A 20871-nucleotide genomic window follows, 5' to 3' on the forward strand; every position below is an offset into this window, starting at 1 on the left:
TTTCTTACGGAAACCCTGCAAATTTCCTGCATTAATTCCGGGCCATATACCCTTTTTATATTCTTATGCCCCAGCATCCTCCCTATCCAAACTACCGGCATACCGTCGGGGGTGACTAAATCCGCGGAATTAACGCTCTCCAGAACCCTTTTGTTATTCTTACATTCCATAATCGTACTTACCGGACATACACAAATATACTTTTTCTGCTTTTTAGATATCGCCTCATCTACCGATGAACAGGCATCCTTTATGTCTATCGCTGAGATGTGTACTTTTAAAATGCTAAATTTTTTGAATTTTTTATTTAACATCTTATCTTTAAGTCTGCCTAAATCCCCTGAAGCCGGTATCTTTTTTTATATAAAGATCGTTTATCTGCTCGCATACCGAATACATCTTTTTCTTATAATAATTTTCCACCAGTTTTGTATTAGCCTCTCTTAAGTTACGATAAAACTCTTCGTCTGAAAGCTCTGTAAAATTTACGCTTAAAAGATCCGAATTAAGATGCTTCTTCTCGTAAAAATCTTCACAATCCCTTAGAAGCCCGCATTCAATAGCGTAATAATACAGCGGAGAGCCTGGATAAGGGGTAACAGGGCGTATAGTCCTTAACTGCGACTGGTCATCGTATTTTAAGAGAAAATCAACACCCAATTTTAAAGATCTTGCGGTTTCGCCTATATTTCCAAATATTATATTAAATCCCGGGCTAATTCCAGCATCCAGAGTATTTTCTATCCCCGTAGTAATTTGTTTGACTGTCAATGCCTTATTCATGTTCTTAAGAGCCTTTTCATCTAAAGATTCAATTCCGTAATTGATAAAAACACACCCGGCCTTTTTCATTAATTTTAGTAGATCCGCTTTAGCAAAGTTTAATCTCCCGTTGCACCACCATTTAATGCCTAATTTTTCTTTTATAAACCTTTCACTGAGTAATTCTGTACGCTCGACTGAACTCATAAATAACTCATCGGCAAATTCAATATAAGAAATAGCGTATTTTTCTTTAAGCAGCTCGATTTCCCTAATTATACTCTCTGCTGATCTAGGCCTAAAACCAGGATCCATTCTGTAACAAAAATTACATTTAAAAGTACAGCCCCTTCCAGATAACATATTCATATACCTGTTCTTGTTTGTTATATTGGGGGCCCGCATTAAGGAATAATGTTCTACTGGGAATAAATCCCAAGCAGGAAAGGAAATCGAATCAACCTCCTGGATTAATTCCCTTCTGGGAGTCTGTATACACTTACCTTCTTTTAAAAAAGCAATCCCTTCTACGCCGGCAAGATCTTTTTTATTTGCAATTGCCTTCAAAAGTTCCACCACGGTAATTTCGCCTTCTCCTATAACAACGGCGTTTGCTTTTGTCTTTTTCAAAAAATACTCTGGCTCCGGTGATGGGCCATGGCCTCCGATAAGATAAAAAGGCCTGTCTTTAGACCGGTTAAGCGCATCAGAAATCTTTAATAATTTTTTATATTGATAATAACCGCCAACTACTCCCACTCCGACTACGTCAAAATGTTCCTTCTCCAATAGTTCAACCAAGTGCTCTTCCGGCCAATGGTAAACATCCTGGTTATAGATCTCGACCTTATGTCCGGCATCCCTGCAGGCCGAAGCTATATAAGCCAGCCCTAAAGGGAAAACCGATATATAAGAATCATTATCATAGGCAATTAGTAAGATTCGCATTTTATTTTCGAGTTTTAATATCCCGTCGGCACTCCCCAAAATTCGCAATAATTACATAAAGGGATATTTTTTCTTTTTCCTTTAATATGAAGATTTATCCATTTTTTACGCAGCGGACTATTCCAGATATCAATCAATCTATCTTTATTGCAATCCCCGATCACTCCTAAACCTTTAGGATCGAATCTTACACAAATTGAAACTTTTCCGTCGCTCCTAATGACTAAATGATTGAGGAAATCCAGGCAAATCCCTATTTCGGGAACAGTAGGGTTCCTTTTGTAGTTAAAACTGCCCATCGGAGAATGCAATATCCTCGTAGCTATAATACAGTTAAACTTCTGGTATTTTTTTAGGTCAACGTTCCCCAGGCATCTGATGATGATATTCGGTTTTCTCTTCCCCTTTAGTTTTATAAACTTCCTTACAAGAGTATACTGCTCATCTGCATCTTCATCATTTTCAAATGTAGATACAGTTAATGTATCTAGATTATTAATAATCTCTCCTGCTTTCTCAAGCAATAATTTACCATTGGTGTCCATGCAGCGTATCTGCCGTTTAAAAAGACTGACGGCCTTTCCGAAGCGAGGGTAAAGCAACGGTTCACCATTATTATGGAACTGGACAACCACCCCGTCCGGCAATTGCCCGGCGATATCTTCAACAAGATCAAACTTCATATCGCTATAATTAAGAGCGAGTTCGGGGTATTCCCTGTCTACCTTCCTTCTACCGCACATCCAGCAATTCTTATTACAAACACTGGTTAATTCAATATTTACCGTACTCAGGCCGTTGAAACATGTATCTTTAATTTCATAACCCATGCTTTTATCCCTCATAGATAGATTCTTTTTATTCCGCTTTCCTGCCTTCATATCCAAACATTTCGAACGCCTGTTTTCTCTAATTAATCCGCGCTGGAAGCGGAGTAATAGCTTTCCTATAAATGGACCTGGATAATTGCGCAACAAATTTTGACCTAAGCATTATTCTAATGATTATACTGCTTACAGGCAATAGCGTAAGACTAGATAATTCAGAATAGAGTATTTTCAACAGGTTTTCTGAAATATTAACCGGCAATTTACGGTAAATCTTACACAATGGATTAATCATTAGCTCAGTAAAGAAAATCCTGTTCTTTTGGGCAAGCTTAAATTTCAAAATAGTACCGCCTAGATATTCAATTAGCCATTTTGATGGAATAATTAAATCTTCGCTTAAACAAAGTTTATATAATTCGGTCTTAGGATAAGGGTAAAACACTGTTGCCTGGATTTTATCAATATCTAACCTTGCATTAATTTTAACCGTATCTAATAAATCCTTTTTTTCTTCATGGGGAATACCCAAAATATTAAAACTATAAATATAGAGCTTATTGTTTTTTAAATGCCTGACTGCACTCTCGATACTTCTATCTGTCAAGCCCCTCCTTAAGATATTGTTTCTTAAAGCCTCGTTCCCGCTTTCTATTCCGATGTTTACCCTTACGCAGCCAGAATCAGCTAAAGTCCTGGCTATCTCAGCGTTTAGTAAATTAGGCCGCACATTACACCAATAAGGCATATTAATCTCTTGTTTATACAACTGAGTAAAAGAATTAAACCATTCTCTGTTTAAGGGCAATATATCATCATCAAAATACAAAGTACGTATTTCCGGGAACTTTCCAATGAAATACTTTATTTCTGAGATAGCCCTCTGCGGACTTTTAAACCTGACATAACGGGCATTACCATCCCTGTAGGCTTTTTTTATAGCGCTGTTGCAGCAATAACTACACTCATAGGGGCAACCCCGCGACATCATAAATCCACCCTGTCTTTGTAATGAAGCAGACAAATCACCGTAATTAAACAAATCCCAGTCAGGAAAAGGAAGTAAATCCAGGTCTTCCACTACAGCACAGCCATTCTGTATTATTTTATCTCCCTCCTTGTGCCAAATCCCCTTAGCATTAGGAATCTTTCTATTCTTCAGCCATTCTGAAGATAAAACTGACATTGAATATTCTCCGTCGCCATGGATTACAACATCGAAACTAGGATCCGAAAGAATATCTCCCGGGGAGATAATAGCATGCACACCCCCGCAAACTGTCAAAATCTCATTACTATAATCTTTCACCCATTGGGCGTATTTTTTTACTAGGGGGAAACTATTAGTAGTTGAACTGAAAGCTACAATATCGGGGACGAAATCTTTAATCCTGCCAGTAAATTCACTTTTTCCTATATCCGTCTTTAGATGAAAAAGACGGACCTGGCATCCCAGTTTTTCTTTCAAAAAAGAAGAAATACTTGCCAGCCCGTAATGAAAATAACCCCTGTGCAATGAATAATGCGAAATGTCCGAAAATACTAATAAAATATTCCCCTTAACCATGTTGATCTACAATTTGCCTTTCAAACCGGCTTATAGAAAATATAGAAGTTCCCTAGTACTAAATCGAAAAGCCAACCAAAACATTAGCATCGCTACCGTAATATTGCGTTAGAATCATCCTACAAGCCTTTTGCTGTAGGGTGCCCACATTTATTACGGGCATGCTCTACGGTTAACTTTCGCCATTTATCCTTATCTAACTTGGAATAAAGATCCCTAAACTCCTGCAACAAAAACTCGGGAGTCACTTTTGTTTCTACGCTAAATATTTTCTGCTTATCTGTTGCAAAAGAAAAATTTTTTCCGGTTTCAAATCCATACCTCCTTATATTCGGCAATTGAAAAAACAAATAAGGCAAATCACTGTATAAAGCGATCGTGGTAACTCCCGATATTGTAGCCATATACATGAGGGAAGCACGGATTAAAGCAAGATCTTCCATTATTGATGTTCCGTAGTCTTTTGCAATTATCACATTTGATCTTTCGCGCAAGCCATCAAATGCTTCTTCTCTTAATCCAATAAAAATAAAAACTATTTCAGGAAATTTTACTTTGCATTTATCCAAAAAAGAAAACCATACACTAGGATCGGCATTCCTCTGTGTATCATGAGTTGTTCTTTTCAAAGAAAAGGTTACCGCAAAAGTATTACTCGGTAAATAATTCTGGTAAAACCACTTAGCCCAGGAGACATCTCGTTCGCCTACCCTTAGGTAGGGAATAAATCCTCGGACTTTATGAAACTCCTGAAATTCATTATTATGCGGCTCCCCTCCCCTAAAATTGTATGTTTCAGCCAGATGCTGCCCTAAAGAAGGATAAAGAATATAACGTTCGGGATTATTCTTTAAGAATATATGGAATTCTTCTCTTTTACTAAATTGGAATACTGAGCCAAGGAACGGACAAGTACCAAATAAAGGAAGAAATTCAAGCATGTAATCCTGAGAGTTTTCAGATGTTAAGCTACTCACAAATTTATGGATCCCCCCAGGCTTTCGATTCCCATCTGGGTCATCGCGATCATAAATAATACAGATATCAACTTCTTCAGCATCATATTTAATTTTTAAAGTACTTAATTTTTCAATAAAGACCAGGGGGTCGCCAATTGACCAAGGCAATGCCTTAAAATCCCAGATGCCTAAAATACGTTTCTTTTTTAAACTGGGCATAAAAAACAATTTTAGGAAACGATAGTAAGCCCCAAGATGTAACCTCCATGGGCTGAGATATTTACAGTAATTATGGAATCGCGCAATAGCGATTTTAAAAGACCCGATAATGCCGTGTTTATTTATCTTACTTACAACACTATCACTTTTTATTAATGTCACTCGTGCCATTTATTCTTATATTTTAGCCATGTTAAAAAAATTAACGGGATTATGATTAAGCTTACAATCAAATATCCCCCAGCCATACCTGTGGCAGAATACCATTTTCCCAAAGTCAAATTTGACACGGCTGTTAAAATGCCAGCGCTAACTGACAAGAATAAAAGCGGTTCCTGCTTATGGGCCCTTAGGTATCCTGAAACAGGTAACGAAACAGCCTGCAGAATCTGTGCAAAAGCAAGAATCCCCAGCGGTAATGGAGTTAAAAGACGCATTGCAAAAGGATGGTGAAAAACATTCAACATGTACACTATAAACCAGGCAGTTAATGCTATGGAGCTAGATACTAATATTGTTATTTTCATAAGACGCCAGAAAAGCCTGTCCAACTCGTTGTAATTTTTCTGAGCAATCATCATCCCGTATTGTGGTATTTTAGGGGCAATCCAAGCATTAGCAATTGAAGGGATTAAACCCACCGCGCTCCAAGTCAATCCCATTTGGCCCGCAACTACAGCTCCGTGATATTTAAATAAAACAGGGACAAAGAAATAATGCAAAAAATATCCACAAGTGCAGCTTAAGCCAATCCTCCATTGCATAGGCCAAATTTCACGGAACCAGGATAATTTTTCTTTAATCTTAAAAGTAAATAATAATGTATCGAAAAAATGGCGGTATTTTCTTAAAATAAAAATAGCAAAAAATAATAGGCTTATTATATTGGTAAAAGTTAAAGCCCATAAATTAGTATGTAGAAATATTGATGTCCAGAGTGTTATTTTAACAAATAGAAGCTGATAGAAGAAAAAAGCATAAAGATTAGATACTTGGTTGCAGCCTTCTAATACTGCATTTATAGGCAGAGTAAGGATAGTTATACTGGTTAAAAGACAAAGAGAGAACCACGGAAGTTTCCAATTAATATCTGAAGCCGGAGACATAGAAAAGAAATAGTAACCGCCTACCCCTAATCCGATTAAAACCAATAACGCGGCAATCCCATACCATTTAATTGTAAAACGAGTCAAACTGGCTAGCTTGGAAATAGACGCGCTATCGCCAGTTATATAACCAGCGTTATTTAATCTTAGATGCGACCATTCGTGAGCGGCAAATTGGACAATAACGATACAAAGCCCCAATTCAACTAAAGTCTGCAACGCAAGTAAACTCAAAAAAGTATAATAATACCCCTGCATCTTTGCCGTAAAAATACTGGCTATTAAAATACCCGTAATTGGCGCAGCTATCAGATTGAAGATTCTAAATAAAATGCCAAAGAATACCGGCCTGTCTATAGAAGCTTTATTCATAAAAAACCGTGATGTACCTTTTAATCTTAAGAAATAAGTTTTAAACATAACCGCCTTAATTTTCTTGCAAAAGCAGCTCCCAATACTCGTTTCAGGAATGGTTTAGATTTTTGTGCAAGAAAAGGAATAGCTTTAGGAAAAAGTGCGATAGATTCCAGCAGCAGGATGGCTAAAGAACAAATCATTCTATAGATAATACCCCTTATTCTCAACCGCGTAATAAACTTACGGACATATTTTGATATGTTCAGGCCAAAAGCTTTATTATGGGGGATTAAATTCAAAATTTTAGGGACGCTTATCTTGTTCCTTGAATAGAATACCATTAGTTTGAGCTCTGCATCGTAAGCTTGATCATCAGCTACCAGAATAGTATCAGGTAGTATAGAAAGCAATTCATCTGTTTTTATTTTTGGTATATAAGCAAATAACGAATCTTGATTACCTTTCTTTTTAAAGTCGAGAAAACCCTTTATTTTTTTGAAATTTAGCCCGAAATGATCATAGCGCAATAGATTCATTGCTTGTAATTCAGTCCCAACAATTATCAATTTCTCTGTCATCATCAATTGACGGCATAAAAAATCAAAATGGCCGGAAAAATCAATAAGCTTATAATAATCTGCGTATAAAACAGAGTAACATTTAGGACAATAGGTTAATTGCCCTAATAGATCAAAGCTAGAATGTATTTTAATTGGGCTACCGCATTCTGAACATATCCCGATAACCACAACAGCTGAAAATAACCGGTTATATTTATATTGAAGGTCTATTACCCTAAATCTTTTATATAAAAAAGTATAAAAGCGCCTAAGCTCACCGAAGATCACTTCCCAGAAACGATCATTTGGGATATCGCTGATATTCAGATAGGCCTCCCTATTTATCCATGATAGATCATAGGGGGTAGGGGTAAAAAGCGCTCTTTTATAATAGTCCCTTTCATTGCTGACTAATCCCCTCTTTAAAGCATTCTTATAGATCTGCGTGCCGGGATAAGCATGTGTTAAGCTTGCGTCACAATTCATTTCCTCAGCGATAACCATATCAATTGTTTCCTTAATATCCTCCTTAGCTTCTCTCTCATTTCCGACCATAAATGTTCCTAGAGAAGGCAAACAAGTTTTTTTTGACCATCTATAAAAATTTATGATCTGCTCTTTAGAAGTCAGCTTTTTCATAATCTTTAATACCTTATTGGATCCACTCTCTATGCCAGCCCCGGTTAAAATACATCCAGCCTCTTTCATCGCAACAAAAGTATCCTCATCGATGCCTTTCACATCTACCCGCATTGCAGCCATCCAGGGTTTTCGAACTTTTAATTTCTTGTATTCTTGGCAAAACTGTAAAATGTCCTCCTTATTCTGATAGAACATCTCGTTAAGGATATTGAGAATATCGAAATTGTATCTAGAAAATAATAAATCGATTTCTTCCATAACATGCCCTACGGGACGTTTCTGGAATACTCCGACTGTCGGAGAACAAAACGCACATACCCCAACACATCCCCTTCCGGTCACTACCGGCAAGACAACTTGATTTGCCATATAAGAAACATCGGAATATTTATAAAATTCCATATTAATACGATGCCAAGCAGGAAACACATTAACATCCTGTAAATTAAACCGCATAGGGACATTTTTAGTAATCTGCCCTGTACCTTTGTTTTTAAAAATTAACCCGGGTATATCTTGGATGGATTCAGAACCATTATTTAACCTATCTATTAAATAGGGCAGCGAAGTTTCTGCCTCGCCTATAATTCCGTAATCGATCCCTAGCATGTCTTTGTCAAAAAGAAACTCCGGATTTACATCCTTAGTAATATTTCCCCCCATTATAACCGGTAAATCGTCCCGTATTGAACGAATTACCCTAATAGTCTTTGATATAAAGTCATAATTTGAAATTAATCCTCCAGTTGCAAAAGCTAAATAATCATTCTTTTTAAAAAGTTTTTTATAATTTGGGCGGGTAAATGTTGCATCGATAAAATCGAAAGGTATATTATTTTTCTCTAAACACGAAAGGACATAAGCTATCCCCATAGGGATATGCCTATACGGCGGTTTAACGATCAATAATTTTTTATTTATATTTTGCATTTGAATTTTTTCTATTGCTCATTCATGTCTATTAATATCCTGCCTGCCTTGCCGCAATTTAGACCTTCAAGTGCTTCATTTACCCGATTTAGTTTGAAACAATGGGTAATCAAATCGCTTAATCCCAGCTTACCCTTTAAGTACCACTGCGCATATAACGGTATGTCTCTATCCGGGTTTGTTTCTCCTCCCCAAGTGCCAACAATTTGTTTGCCCCTGATCAGGTCAAAGGGATCAATTAAAATTTTCTCTCCTTGAGGTAAATTTCCTGCTATTACGCATACTCCTCCCCTGTCTCTAGCTGATTTAAAAGCGATTTCCATTGTCTCGCATCTTCCTGCGCACTCAATCGTATAATCAACTCCTTTTTGAGACGTAAGTCCCATAATAGCCGATAAGACATCTTCTTTGGCCGCGTTTATAATATGGGTAGCTCCCAATTTAAGAGATCTTTCAAGCTTATCATCTGAAATATCAATAGCGATAATTATCGCGGCACCATTTAGCTTTGCCGCTAATAAAGCACTTGATCCGATCCCCCCTACGCCAAAAATAGCAATACTGCTGCCAGTTCTCATTTTTATCGTATTGATAATAATACCGGCGCCTGTGGGTATCGCGCAGCCTAAAAGAGCAGCTTCATATAAAGGCATCTCATCTGGAATCTTTACCAGGCGATTTTCTGCAATAACAGCATAGGTTAAAAACGTAGCTATAGCGCCAGAATTGACTATTAAACCATTTTTCCCTTTATACGAAATTGGTAAAGCATTGCCTCCGCTTCCTTTAATCCACGTTAGTACGACCTTATCATTGGTTTTAACTTTTTTTACACCTGGCCCTATCGAATCAACGATGCCAGAACCCTCGTGCCCTAATGTATGCGGCAAGAATTTATCCTCACCTTTTAACCCCTTAATTTCGTTTAACTGCGTATGACAAATACCGCTATAGGCGATTTTAACTAAAACCTGCCCCTTCCTGAGGTTAGGAATATTCAATTCTTCTATTTTTAAAGGATGATTTATTTTATGTAATACCGCAGCTAAAGTTTTCATTGTTTCTTCCGATTAATCCGCTATGAACCACCAGTAGTCTCCCGCATACCCCACTTCCTTGAATAGTTTCTCCCACTCATCCACATGCATCATTGTTTCAGCTGTAAGAACCCATTTAAATAAATTTTCGCGCTCCAAATCGTTACGCCAGGCATCTACCGTTATATAGCTATTCCCCCTGCAAACACGTTCTATCTCTTTAAGGGCTATTTTAAGCCGCTGAAAAGGCAAATTATGAATTGAATTAATAGAGATAACTAAATCAAAGGATTTATCAGGATAGGGAAGATTTTCCGCGCTGGCAACCTTAAGAAAAGATTTTACTGAAGGCATGGAATTTTCAATCGCATATTCACTTATATCTATACCGGCCACAATAGCTTTTGGCATCTGTTCTTTAAAATCATGGAGCATAAATCCTTTAGCGCATCCGATATCTAGGATTGAAGCATTATCTGCTAGTTTATAATAATCTTTCATGCGTTCTACAATCAATTTCCATCGGCCGTCATATTTATATCCGCCGTAACCACATTTTCTATCTCCGTCAAAAAACTCTCTGCCGAACTGCTTAGCTAGACGGATAACTTCTGCATTTTTTTCTTTCATCCGTCTATCATAATCGCGTTCAACTTTTGGATAATCGCCTAATAAATTTATTCCTCTCATGGGATTAAAATAAATCGTCCTTGACTTTCTTTAGAATGTTTTCAACAGTAAAACCTAAAATTCCACAAATATCTTCGTATGAACCATAATCTCTGATGAATATATCAGGTATAGAGATAAAAGAATACTTCACTCCACCCATACCCCTGGTGATTCTTAAGATTTCATCCCCCATCCCCCCATACATACTATGTTCTTCTATGACAAAAACCCTTTTCGTTTTATTGATACTACCCAACACTAATTCTTCATCAAAAGGTTTGATAGTATGGATATAAATTATCTCAACATCAATTCCTTCTTTCTTTAATTGAATAGCCGCATTCAAAACAGTTTTTAACTGAGGACCTGTAACTACTACGGTAATATCCTTGCCTGTACTTATAACCATACCCTTACCTACCATAAGCTTGTCTTGGCTAAAGACATAACCATGGGATAATTTTGGCACTCTAAAATAAGATAACTTTCCATTATTGTAAGTTTGTTTGAATAGAGTATTTAATTCTATGGGAGAAGACGGGAAAAAAATTTGTGTCTCAGGTAAAGGTTTTAATAAAGCAAAATCCACATAACAGTGGTGCGTACAGCCTAACGTAGAATAGTCAAAGGCACTGCCGACAGTAATAATGTTAGCCCCTAATTTTTGATAACAGAAATCCAATTTTATTTGTTCATAAGACCTTTCTACAATAAAAGGTGCTATGGTATGCACAACCGGGTAAAAACCAAGCTTTGATAAGCCTGCCGCCATATTTACTATTGTCGGCTCACAGATACCGATATTGTAGTAGCGGCCCGGACAGGCCTTAGCAAAATCTTGCAGTCTAAAATGGCTTATATCACCGACCATAACCATAAGATTTTTATCCATCTTTCCTACTTCCAAAAGGGTATCAGCAAACTCCTGACGCATATCTTTCATACTCCAAGCTCCTTATACATCAATTGAACTTCTTCCTGGTTTGGAACCTTATAATGCCATGGGCCATGGGTCTCCATAAATTTAACGCCCTTGCCCTTCACAGTATCTGCAATTATCACCTTAGGCTTTGAATTAAAATTAAACTTTATTTTTTTGAAAACTTTTTCTATTGCTTTATCGTTATGGCCGTTGATTCTGTGCACCTCCCACCCAAAAGAGCTCCACTTTTTAACAAAATCAGACATAGGCAAAACCTGGGCCGTTGAACCGTTATTATCAACTATGCAACAAAAGTTTCCCAGGTTAAGTTTTGCGGCAACCAGGGCAACTTCCCAAACCGTGCCTTCATTACATTCACCATCCCCGACAAGAACAATTACTTTGTTTTTCTTTTTTTTAATCTTAAGGCCCAAAGCAATCCCTAATGCCGTAACAATACCATGCCCCAAGGAACCTGTAGAAGCCTCAACTCCAGGAACCTTGGTCATATCCGGATGCCCTCCTAAGATAGCCCCCAGTTTACTTTTATTATCTAAATCTTTTTGTGTAATAAAACCATGCTTCTCCAGGACAACATAAAGAGCTGCACAACCATGTCCTTTACTTAAAACAAAATAATCTCTCTCGCTCCAAGCAGGTTCTTTAGGGTCGAACTTAAGAACCGCCTTATACAAATGAGCAACTATATCGATAATAGAAAAAGCGCTAGGAATATGCCCTTCTCCTGCCTTATAAACCATATCAATTATTTTTTTCCTTAGGTACCTATTCATAATAAATTTATTAAAATCCTGGCACGGAATCCTTGCGGCTGATGAAAAGTGTCCCCTCCTTATACCCACAGGGCATTTCTTTAACGCCCCGCACAAGCTTCCAGTTATTTTTTTGTGAAAAAAGGTTTACGTTTAACTCTTTAAAATGTCTATATATTAAAGCTGCGTTTATTTCATTCTCAACCTCAACTAATGCATCCGTAGTCAGCCAATCCCCTCTTTTAGTACCCAAAAGAATTTCTTTCTCATGACCTTCAGCATCAAGTTTTATTAAATCTGCCCAGCCCATTATTGAAACAAAATCTATTGTAGAAACTGTAAATTTTTTGAGTTTGCCATAAGGGTGGGCTTTTGAACCAGCCAGATGACTGCCTGTAGTATTGCCAACCACCCTAATAAACTCGGAGTCGCCGATTTTATTAGAGACCGCACAGTTGAATACCTGGACATGTTTGCATTTATTTAAAGAAAGATTACGAATTATTATTTTAAAATGTTTAGGATCTGGTTCATACGACCGCACCCGATAACCACATTTATCCAAAATTATGGAATGTAATCCTAAATTGGCTCCAATGTCTAAAACATTACGGTACCTTTTACGATTACGCCAATAAAAACTAAATATTATAAGTTCGTCTAAATCAAACAAATTAAGCGAATCAATCGACCCCATCTTATGGTAAGGGAATATCAGCCTGCCAAAAGGTCCGAATATCTCTTTAATAGTTTTTCTATTGTTAGAAATACTCTCAACCTGTAGCCTGGCAATCTGTTTTAAAAAAGCATGCACCTGGGAACTGGGCTGATGATAATCTTTTAGCAAAGGCAGGGATAAAAAAAGATTTTCCAAAATTAAAGAATTTTCCATTTAGCCCTCAAGGTTATTTTTTAATAAATCGTTTCCAAATCTTCTAAGCTTATATATATTATCATCTGTTCGTAGGAAATTTTCTAATTTCTTTGACCCCCACTTGTCAAAAACTACACTAAAATTTCTTCCGCTAACAACCTCACGAGAAGAAGAAATAAGCCAATCGCAACAATCCAACACCTGTTTCATCGGAGTACACTCTTTTCCCGATAACTTATCAATAGTTCGTTTATAATTTGCTCCCGCGCGCCCGCGAGCGTCCATGGTAGAATTGTGTATTTTCGTTTTTACCCAACCCGGACCAATAATTGTAAAATTAGTATCTTTAATCTCAGAATCCAACAGTTCGCACATTTTTATTAAGGCAATCTTTGAGACAATATAGGCTGAGTAATTAACCGGCGCGTTATTCGTGCCTCCTCCGGCGAAAAACAATACGCAAGGATTCACCCTATTAGGGATATTTCTGAGCGGAAGTAAGGCACGGACAATCCGTACTTGACTGGTAAAATTAACCTTAACTGAAGCCTCCCATTCTTCAAAATCAGCATGCATAAAAGGCCCTATCGGATCCTGGCTACCCGGACATAATACCAAAACATCCCATTTCCCGCATAGCGACTTTAAATCTGAAACTGATTTATTAATAGCTGTAACGCTGGCTAAATCACAAGGAACAAGTTTGACATTTCTTCTGGTTAATTTCGGTAAAATAGCTGAATATGTCCTATATGTGCCAAATACTTTCCACCCGGCAGTTGCCCAACGTAATGCCATCGCGCTACCGATATCACTGGATACTGAAATAATAATTGCCGTACGCTTTCTCATTTTAGTCTTATTAAAAAGGACCTTTAAATGTTTTATCCGGAACATCAAAACCAATACCACCTTTAATAACCGATGGTTTTTCCGGTATTCCGGGGAGATTAAACATTGTTCTTACACTATTGCATATATCTACCGCCCTTGGATAATAATGTTTCGCAAGGGCGTGGCTTGTAGGGATGGGGGTATCAGGGAAAGTAATCCGCTGGGGATTATTTTTAAGTAAGCCGCACCCTTTTTCTGCTGCCAAGGCAATTACTTCTGACGCAACGCCAAAGTTCATCCATCCGCCATCTACTGCAATGAGACGATGAGTTTTCCTGACTGACTTAATTATAGATTCTTCATCCAAGGGTTTTATAGAACGCAGGTCCATTACCTCAGCCTCAATGCCTTCTTTCTTTAAAAGCTCGGCTGCGCGCAACGACTCTAAAACCATATAAGATGAAGAAATAATAGTAACATCCCTCCCTCTCTTCATTATTTTTGATTTTCCTATCGGCTCTTTATACATTTTTTTCGGGACATAACCATAAGTTCCATGCAACCAGCGATGTTCAATAAAAATCACGGGATTGTCATCCTCAACCGCTGAAATCAATAATCCTTTTGCGTCATAAGCAGTAGCAGGCATTACCACCTTCAAGCCTGGGATTGAAGCCAATAATGAGCTTAAATTTTGTGAATGTTGCGGACCCTGACCCCAGCCCATTCCTATAATCATGCGGATAACTAACGGAACTTTCATCTTTCCGCCAAACATATAATGCCATTTGGCAGCATTATTAATTATCTGGTCTAAAGACAGAACCGTAAAATCAACCCGTTGGTGCGTTAAAATCGGACGCATACCCACTAAGCTCGAACCTATCGCTACTCCGGTCATGGCATTTTCAGCAACAGGCATATCCATTACCCTGCTCCCGTATTTTTCTTTAAGGCCAAGGGTAGTCCCGAATATGCCTTTCGGATCGGTGACACCCAATCCTATGACATAAACCATCCTGTCTTTAGCCAAGCACTGACTTGTCGCTTCAAGAATAGCCTGCTTGTAGGTAATCTCTCTCATTCTGTTATTAGGCATAAATATCAGTCAAAACTTCTTTCTTTTCCGGAAAAGGTGATTTTTTCGCAAACTCAACGGCCATATTTATCTCCTGCTGAACTTTTGCTCTAATGAGGAATATTTCCTTCTTGTCCACTACTCCTCTTTTTATCAATTTCTTTTCAAAATTGCCTAACGGGCATTTCTTCAACCAATAGTTAAATTCGCGTTTGCTTCTATAATTAAGCTCGTGGTCAAAACTATGCCCGCAATGTTCACGGTACCTGTAAGTATCGAATTGCAGGAACGCCGGCCCCTTCCTATTCCTAGCGAATCTAACCGCCTTTTTTGTTATTTGATAAACCGAAGCCGCATCATTGCCATCGCCTCTTTGCGCATAAATACCGTATCCTTTAGCAATCATCAGATTATCCCGCTCTTTTGGCTGGCGTGCTGATAATGGCGAATATACCGAATACCGGTTATTTTCGCATACGAAAACAATGGGTAATTTTTTTAAGGCGGCAAAATTAAGGCTCTCCGAAAAAACCCCCTCTTCGGTGGCGGCATCGCCGAAGAAAACAACAGTTACTTTTTTTTCTTTTTTCAAAGCCGATCCGAACGCAACACCTACTGCTACCGGAATCATGCCGGCTACTATAGGAGTAGAACCTAAGAAATTCACATTTAAGTCTACTAGATGCATGGAGCCACCCTTGCCCTTTGAGCACCCGGAAGCTTTTCCATAAAGCTCCGCCAGCATTGCTTTTAAATTGCCGCCTTTGGCTAAAAAGTGCCCGTGGCTTCTATGGTTGCTTAATACATAATCATCTTGCTTCAGGTTTGCGCATACGCCTGCAGCTATCCCCTCCTGACCTATGCAAATGTGCACCGGGCAGCGCATTTCTTGTTCGGGATATAGTTGACAGATCTTCTCCTCTACCATACGGATCCTAAGCATTTGATAATATAACGCAAGAAATAATTTTTTATTTATTTTCATAGGTATTAAAGCTTAAGTGCCTTCATTGTCTTTATATTATACCATCGGTCTTCATCCTTGAGCTGGCCTGCCTGGAAGGCATTAACAACTTCCCCTATTGCCTCGTCCACACAATATTTCGGCTTAAACCCTATACCCAATAACTTTTGAGAACAAAGCCTGTAGGAACGGGGATCGTTAGATTCACTGACTATAATCTTGGCAGGAATACACGCAGCCACTTTATTAGCAATGCCAAGGATAGATATATTCTCAAAACCAGCATTAAACACACCGCAAATCTCAGTTCCCTTATTAAGAAAATACAAATAGACTCCTACCATATCCCCTAAATGAATATTGGGACGCGTCTGGTTACCTCCTAATACAGTAATTTTGCCATTGACTAAAGCCTGCATTGTCAGCATGTTTACCGAAAGGTCCAAACGCATTCGCGGGGAAAAACCGCAGACCGTGGCCGGACGTAAAATTTGAACGCATATTCTATCCTGGTAACTCATAAGTACCCGCTCGCTTATCATTTTAGTTTTATTATAATCTGATATAGGAACAAGAGAAAGCTCTTCTGTGACCTGAGCTTCATCCTTTACTCCGTAAACGCTACCGGAACTTGCCAGAATAAATTGCTTTACCTTATACTGTATTGCCCGCTCCGCCAAACGCATTGTCGCTAACACATTGACCTCCCAGGCTAGTTTAGAATTTAGTTCTCCACAGGGGTCATTAGCAATATTAGCTAAATGTATGACTGCATCTATGCCCTCCATCGGAATATTATCTATATTACGTATGTCTTCTTTAATAACTTTTAAATTTTTATGCTTAACCAGATAATTACCAAACCACTGAATGTCTACTACAGTAACATAGTAGCCTTCGGCTAAAAGGGCTTGAGTCAAGGCTGTTCCAATATAACCGCATCCGCCTGTTAACAAAATATGCATAAAAGCATCTCCTATGGTTTGTGAATATAATGCAAAGGCTGTTTCTTAAGTATCCCCAGATTATCCCTCACCCAGGCAATTGTTTCTTCAATTCCCTGTTCTAACCCAATCTTATCCTCCCAGCCCAGAATATCCTTGGCTTTCGAACTATCAAGTAAATAGGCTGCATCTTTACCCGGGCGATCTTCTATCTCCTCAATATTCTCCGCAAGAGAAATATTCATCTGCCTTGCGATCATTCCCACTAGGCCGCGGATGGATATTTTAAAAGCAGTAGAAAAATGGAATATCTCCCCTCCGCCGGAAAGCCGGGCTGCCTTTAATATGCCATCAACAACATCGCGGATATGGATAAAAGAACGCACGGACTGCCCTCCGCCATGAAGTGGTATTTTTTTCCCTGTAAGAAAATAAAAAATACTTTTAGGAACTATTCTATAAAGCTGTTGCCCGGGGCCATAAACATTGGCGGCGCGGGTGAATACTACCGGGAAATTATATGTCTTATAAAAACTCATCAAGCTCATATCAGCCGCAGCCCGGGAAACAGCATAGGGAGTGCTGGGATTATACACTATACCCTCTTTAATCAGCCCAACACAATTTCCATATACCTCAGGCGTTGAGATATGGACATATTTTTTTAAAAATTCACAGTTACGTAGTTGATCGTGCAACTTTATACAAGCAACTACATTAGTCTGGAACCAGTGTTCGGGATGCACCCAACTCTCGCCAACCATACTCTGGGCCGCGAAATTAACAACATAGTCGGGCTTAAATCTATTTATGACCTCCATAATTTTTTCTAAATCATGATTGATATCCAGCTGGTAAAATTTAAATGCATTACTTTTTTGTTTTATATACGGTAAAAATACCCCGCTTGGTTCTTGAGAACGACTGATACCTATAGCATCCAGGCCTTCACCTAAGGCAAGATCAACAAAATTTGAACCTGAAAAAGAATTGCTTCCGATTATAATAACCTTCTCATTCATTTTCAGCCTTAACATTTTTAGTAATCATATCAACTATACAATGACAAATGGCATGATGCACTATTTCTACCGGTCCATATCCTGAAAACGGCACATAGAAATTAAGTTCCCCGAAGCAGCGCAACGGATTATCCGGTTTAAAACCGGATAATGTGATTATGCGACAATTATTTTTGCCTGCCATTTTTGTTGCGCGGATTATATTCTCGGATTTGCCGGAACTACTGATAGCTAATAGTATATCGCCGGAATCAACAAATACTTCAATTGGCCTATCGAATACATGTTTATACCCGCAATCGTTACTGATGCAAGTAAGTAAGGCATGGTCGTTGAAAGCTACAGCCTTAACCCCGCAGTTTTTCCATAGATCCACCGCTATATGGCTTGAGATAGAAGCGCTTGCGCCGTTTCCGATTAGCATAATCTTGTTGCCAGACGCCTTTTTATCAATCAACAGGCCGGCTGTCCAGGTTAAACCCTTGTCAAAACCTATATTCCTGCCTTTATTGTCTGTTACAACAACCTTATCCAGTAATAATTTCAAATTTTTAAAATACCCCTGCGTATTAATCTTCATTTTAGCAACCTCGTAATGAATTTAAGCACATCAACTTTGTTTACCGCTTCCCTATTGCATACTATCTGAGTAGCTAGTGAGCCTGCGACATTACCGATAAAAGAAGCTAGATCCTGGGGCATGCCCGAGGCAAAACACGGAGCAACAAAAGCAAAAAAAGCATCTCCTGCTCCGATAGGATCAATCACCTTATACGCGAATGCCGGAGTTTCATAAAATCCATCTCCTGCTGTATAGCTCATGGAACCGCTTGACCCGCGAGTAGCAATGATATTCTTGCATTTTAGCTGATTATATATTTTCTTCATATGGGCACGCAAATCATTAAACCTATCGTGAGTGGCATATCTTAATTCCATCTCGTCAATACACACGCAATCAGCGCTGGGATACTTCGTAACCAGGTTAAAACCTATGTTTGCGCTGTTGGTCTGCACGTTTATCGCAAGATACTTAGCCTTTGCGCAGATTAATTTTATTATGTTTTTTGTAAGTAAACCATGCCCGAAATCATTGCTGATGACAAGGTCGTACTTTCTTATTGTCTTATCCAAACGACTTAATACCTTACTTTCGATCTCTTTCGGTATACAAGAATCATCCATATAACAGATCTCGAATAGTTTTCTGCCAACGCTTACACTCACAAACCTTCTTTTTATTATCGTCCCCGTATCCGGCCTAGTAATAAAAACAGGCTCAATATTAACGTTGAGCTTGCTTCTGATAAAACCTTCAAATGAATCTTTTTCCCCCAGGACGGTTAGCAGGTCTACTTTACCACATACAGATGCGGCATTATTAGCGGTCGCTAGAGCGCCTCCAGCAAAATATTCTTCGGAACAATACTTATTAACTACAAGATGCTCTTTTGAAGACTTACCCATAGGCGCACAGTAATGATACTGGTCGATAATTGCATCCCCTATTATCAGCACGTTCAAATTACTCAGGTGTTCAATCTTTTTAGAGATAGAATCCAGCGGATACCGCTTTCCCAAGGCTTTAAGGTATTTCACCGTCCTTTCCGGAAACACATCTATAAAGCTATTGAGTAGCTTCGAAGAACTAAAAGTAATGTCATCGGTTACAAACAACCTTCCTCCAACTGATTTTACCGCATCTTCCTCTTCGCGGATCTTTCCGGTAACATCTTTATCTTTGTCGCGGTAATCCGGGCCTTTGGCATAAACATCGGGTTTAAGGATTCTGATTGCCTCGACCGCGGTAGGCGAATTTAATAAACTCACGTAGTCAGTGACGGCCAGAGAAGCTAAAACCTCAGCCCGTAAATACTCGTTAAAATAAGGCCGGCCCGGCCCCCTCCTTACAAACTGATCCTTTGTAAGCGTAACTACAAGAATATCTCCTTCTTTTTTTGCCTGGTTAAAATGGCGGATGTGGCCTAGATGCACGAGATCAAATACGCCGTGGCATTGAACAATTTTTTTCCCTTTGCTTTTGAGACCTTCAATTATTCTTGCCAATTTATTTAGCGGCTGAATTTTTTTTAAATCATTCTTTTCCATAACTCTCCCTTGAATAAATTAAACGGCTTACATTATTAAAAATGCCTGGCTTCAAAGCTAAAAGTATAAATACTTGATAAATGCATAAACATAACGTGGCCAAACTTTCCTTACATTTATAAGAGAATTCCCACATTCCCTTTTATATTCGTGGCTGGGGATTTCAACTAATCTAAACTTTTTTTTGAGCGTTTTAATTATCATTTCTTGCTCTATCGTAGTTATGTTTTCTCTAAGCCCTAACCCCCTCACTACCTCGGTTTTTATTGCCCTAAACCCGTTTTGTGAATCAGTAAGACGGACATTAAACCTGTAATTTATCGCTAATGTAATTATATCGCTTCCTACCATTCTGACGAACTTTGAAAAGTCTCCATGCAGCTCATCGCTACCGCCTCTCATACGCGAAGCGCTTACGTGGTCGGCTTTTCCCTCTAAAATAGGAGTTATCAAATTGGGTATGTCTCCGGGGTCATGGGAACCATCCGCATCAATAAATACGGTAATAGATCCGCTCACCTCATTAAGGGCTAACCGCATAGCAGCCCCCTTGCCCTTCTTGTTATCCAAAATAACTTTTGCACCTAATTCTTCAGCTATCTCCCTTGTCTTATCGGTAGAATGCCCATCTACGACAATTATTTCATCAACAAAAGGCTTAACCCTTGATATTATTTTACCTATTGTTGATTCCTCGTTCTTTGCCGGAATGATAACTGTCACTTTATTTTTCACAAGCCGCTCCTTTTTACATTTTACTAAGCA

At 38.5% G+C, this 20871-nt stretch carries 20 protein-coding genes; all 20 read right to left on the reverse strand.

The features are described 5' to 3' along the window. A partial coding sequence (locus PHC29_07190; GenBank protein ID MDD5109264.1) for a WecB/TagA/CpsF family glycosyltransferase occupies positions 1 to 314 on the reverse strand: 314 nt, incomplete at its 3' end. Positions 315 to 321: 7 nt separating this feature from the next. Then, positions 322 to 1710 (reverse strand): radical SAM protein, encoded by a 1389-nt coding sequence (locus PHC29_07195; GenBank protein MDD5109265.1) that lies wholly within the window; start codon positions 1708 to 1710, stop codon positions 322 to 324. Between the two features lie 14 nt (positions 1711 to 1724). Beyond that, complete coding sequence (locus PHC29_07200) at positions 1725 to 2591, reverse strand: radical SAM/SPASM domain-containing protein (GenBank protein ID MDD5109266.1); 867 nt, start codon at positions 2589 to 2591, stop codon at positions 1725 to 1727. 28 nt (positions 2592 to 2619) lie between these two features. Beyond that, positions 2620 to 4104: a radical SAM protein gene (locus PHC29_07205; protein ID MDD5109267.1), complete on the reverse strand. Its 1485-nt coding sequence runs from the start codon at positions 4102 to 4104 to the stop codon at positions 2620 to 2622. 119 nt (positions 4105 to 4223) lie between these two features. Further along, the gene (locus PHC29_07210; protein MDD5109268.1) at positions 4224 to 5282 is read right to left on the reverse strand and encodes a hypothetical protein; all 1059 of its coding nucleotides are present in this window, start codon (positions 5280 to 5282) and stop codon (positions 4224 to 4226) included. A gap of 158 nt (positions 5283 to 5440) precedes the next feature. Continuing rightward, a complete protein-coding gene (locus PHC29_07215; protein ID MDD5109269.1) occupies positions 5441 to 6808 on the reverse strand; it encodes a hypothetical protein in 1368 nt (455 codons plus the stop codon). Beyond that, a complete protein-coding gene (locus PHC29_07220) occupies positions 6787 to 8877 on the reverse strand; it encodes a radical SAM protein (GenBank protein MDD5109270.1) in 2091 nt (696 codons plus the stop codon). Before PHC29_07220 ends, PHC29_07215 begins: the two co-directional genes overlap by 22 nt. An 11-nt stretch (positions 8878 to 8888) precedes the next feature. Continuing rightward, positions 8889 to 9935, reverse strand: a complete 1047-nt coding sequence (locus PHC29_07225) for a zinc-binding dehydrogenase (protein MDD5109271.1) — start codon at positions 9933 to 9935, stop codon at positions 8889 to 8891. Positions 9936 to 9947: 12 nt separating this feature from the next. After that, positions 9948 to 10544 carry a class I SAM-dependent methyltransferase gene (locus PHC29_07230; protein MDD5109272.1) on the reverse strand — a complete coding sequence of 199 codons (597 nt, stop codon included), beginning with the start codon at positions 10542 to 10544 and terminating at the stop codon, positions 9948 to 9950. A 64-nt stretch (positions 10545 to 10608) separates the two neighbouring features. Further along, positions 10609 to 11529 (reverse strand): transketolase C-terminal domain-containing protein, encoded by a 921-nt coding sequence (locus PHC29_07235; protein MDD5109273.1) that lies wholly within the window; start codon positions 11527 to 11529, stop codon positions 10609 to 10611. Next, positions 11526 to 12302: a transketolase gene (locus tag PHC29_07240; GenBank protein ID MDD5109274.1), complete on the reverse strand. Its 777-nt coding sequence runs from the start codon at positions 12300 to 12302 to the stop codon at positions 11526 to 11528. The genes PHC29_07235 and PHC29_07240 overlap by 4 nt, the downstream gene beginning before the upstream one ends. A 10-nt stretch (positions 12303 to 12312) precedes the next feature. After that, complete coding sequence (locus PHC29_07245) at positions 12313 to 13173, reverse strand: FkbM family methyltransferase (GenBank protein MDD5109275.1); 861 nt, start codon at positions 13171 to 13173, stop codon at positions 12313 to 12315. Further along, positions 13174 to 14007, reverse strand: coding sequence for an SDR family oxidoreductase (locus PHC29_07250; GenBank protein ID MDD5109276.1), 834 nt, complete (start codon positions 14005 to 14007; stop codon positions 13174 to 13176). A 10-nt stretch (positions 14008 to 14017) separates the two neighbouring features. Beyond that, positions 14018 to 15088, reverse strand: coding sequence for a transketolase C-terminal domain-containing protein (locus tag PHC29_07255; GenBank protein MDD5109277.1), 1071 nt, complete (start codon positions 15086 to 15088; stop codon positions 14018 to 14020). Beyond that, positions 15081 to 16052, reverse strand: coding sequence for a thiamine pyrophosphate-dependent dehydrogenase E1 component subunit alpha (locus PHC29_07260; GenBank protein ID MDD5109278.1), 972 nt, complete (start codon positions 16050 to 16052; stop codon positions 15081 to 15083). The genes PHC29_07255 and PHC29_07260 overlap by 8 nt, the downstream gene beginning before the upstream one ends. Before the next feature lie 5 nt (positions 16053 to 16057). After that, complete coding sequence (locus tag PHC29_07265; protein ID MDD5109279.1) at positions 16058 to 16996, reverse strand: SDR family oxidoreductase; 939 nt, start codon at positions 16994 to 16996, stop codon at positions 16058 to 16060. Positions 16997 to 17007: 11 nt separating this feature from the next. Next, positions 17008 to 17997: a GDP-mannose 4,6-dehydratase gene (locus PHC29_07270; GenBank protein ID MDD5109280.1), complete on the reverse strand. Its 990-nt coding sequence runs from the start codon at positions 17995 to 17997 to the stop codon at positions 17008 to 17010. Beyond that, a complete protein-coding gene (locus PHC29_07275) occupies positions 17990 to 18577 on the reverse strand; it encodes an SIS domain-containing protein (protein ID MDD5109281.1) in 588 nt (195 codons plus the stop codon). Before PHC29_07275 ends, PHC29_07270 begins: the two co-directional genes overlap by 8 nt. Beyond that, a complete protein-coding gene (locus PHC29_07280) occupies positions 18574 to 20106 on the reverse strand; it encodes a PfkB family carbohydrate kinase (protein ID MDD5109282.1) in 1533 nt (510 codons plus the stop codon). The genes PHC29_07275 and PHC29_07280 overlap by 4 nt, the downstream gene beginning before the upstream one ends. A 57-nt stretch (positions 20107 to 20163) precedes the next feature. Beyond that, entirely contained in the window at positions 20164 to 20841 is a 678-nt protein-coding gene (locus PHC29_07285; protein MDD5109283.1) for a glycosyltransferase family 2 protein, read from the reverse strand. Positions 20842 to 20871 lie beyond the last annotated feature (30 nt).

Source organism: Candidatus Omnitrophota bacterium, from assembly GCA_028712255.1.
Classification (GTDB): Bacteria; Omnitrophota; Gorgyraeia; order Gygaellales; family Profunditerraquicolaceae; genus UBA6249.

Coding starts and splice junctions, on each gene's coding strand:
- PHC29_07195 (MDD5109265.1), bottom strand. CDS start 1,710: ATGCGAATCTTACTAATTGCCTATGATAATGATTCTTATATATCGGTT.
- PHC29_07200 (MDD5109266.1), bottom strand. CDS start 2,591: ATGAAGGCAGGAAAGCGGAATAAAAAGAATCTATCTATGAGGGATAAA.
- PHC29_07205 (MDD5109267.1), bottom strand. CDS start 4,104: ATGGTTAAGGGGAATATTTTATTAGTATTTTCGGACATTTCGCATTAT.
- PHC29_07210 (MDD5109268.1), bottom strand. CDS start 5,282: ATGCCCAGTTTAAAAAAGAAACGTATTTTAGGCATCTGGGATTTTAAG.
- PHC29_07215 (MDD5109269.1), bottom strand. CDS start 6,808: ATGTTTAAAACTTATTTCTTAAGATTAAAAGGTACATCACGGTTTTTT.
- PHC29_07220 (MDD5109270.1), bottom strand. CDS start 8,877: ATGCAAAATATAAATAAAAAATTATTGATCGTTAAACCGCCGTATAGG.
- PHC29_07225 (MDD5109271.1), bottom strand. CDS start 9,935: ATGAAAACTTTAGCTGCGGTATTACATAAAATAAATCATCCTTTAAAA.
- PHC29_07230 (MDD5109272.1), bottom strand. CDS start 10,544: ATGAAAGAAAAAAATGCAGAAGTTATCCGTCTAGCTAAGCAGTTCGGC.
- PHC29_07235 (MDD5109273.1), bottom strand. CDS start 11,529: ATGAAAGATATGCGTCAGGAGTTTGCTGATACCCTTTTGGAAGTAGGA.
- PHC29_07240 (MDD5109274.1), bottom strand. CDS start 12,302: ATGAATAGGTACCTAAGGAAAAAAATAATTGATATGGTTTATAAGGCA.
- PHC29_07245 (MDD5109275.1), bottom strand. CDS start 13,173: ATGGAAAATTCTTTAATTTTGGAAAATCTTTTTTTATCCCTGCCTTTG.
- PHC29_07250 (MDD5109276.1), bottom strand. CDS start 14,007: ATGAGAAAGCGTACGGCAATTATTATTTCAGTATCCAGTGATATCGGT.
- PHC29_07255 (MDD5109277.1), bottom strand. CDS start 15,088: ATGCCTAATAACAGAATGAGAGAGATTACCTACAAGCAGGCTATTCTT.
- PHC29_07260 (MDD5109278.1), bottom strand. CDS start 16,052: ATGAAAATAAATAAAAAATTATTTCTTGCGTTATATTATCAAATGCTT.
- PHC29_07265 (MDD5109279.1), bottom strand. CDS start 16,996: ATGCATATTTTGTTAACAGGCGGATGCGGTTATATTGGAACAGCCTTG.
- PHC29_07270 (MDD5109280.1), bottom strand. CDS start 17,997: ATGAATGAGAAGGTTATTATAATCGGAAGCAATTCTTTTTCAGGTTCA.
- PHC29_07275 (MDD5109281.1), bottom strand. CDS start 18,577: ATGAAGATTAATACGCAGGGGTATTTTAAAAATTTGAAATTATTACTG.
- PHC29_07280 (MDD5109282.1), bottom strand. CDS start 20,106: ATGGAAAAGAATGATTTAAAAAAAATTCAGCCGCTAAATAAATTGGCA.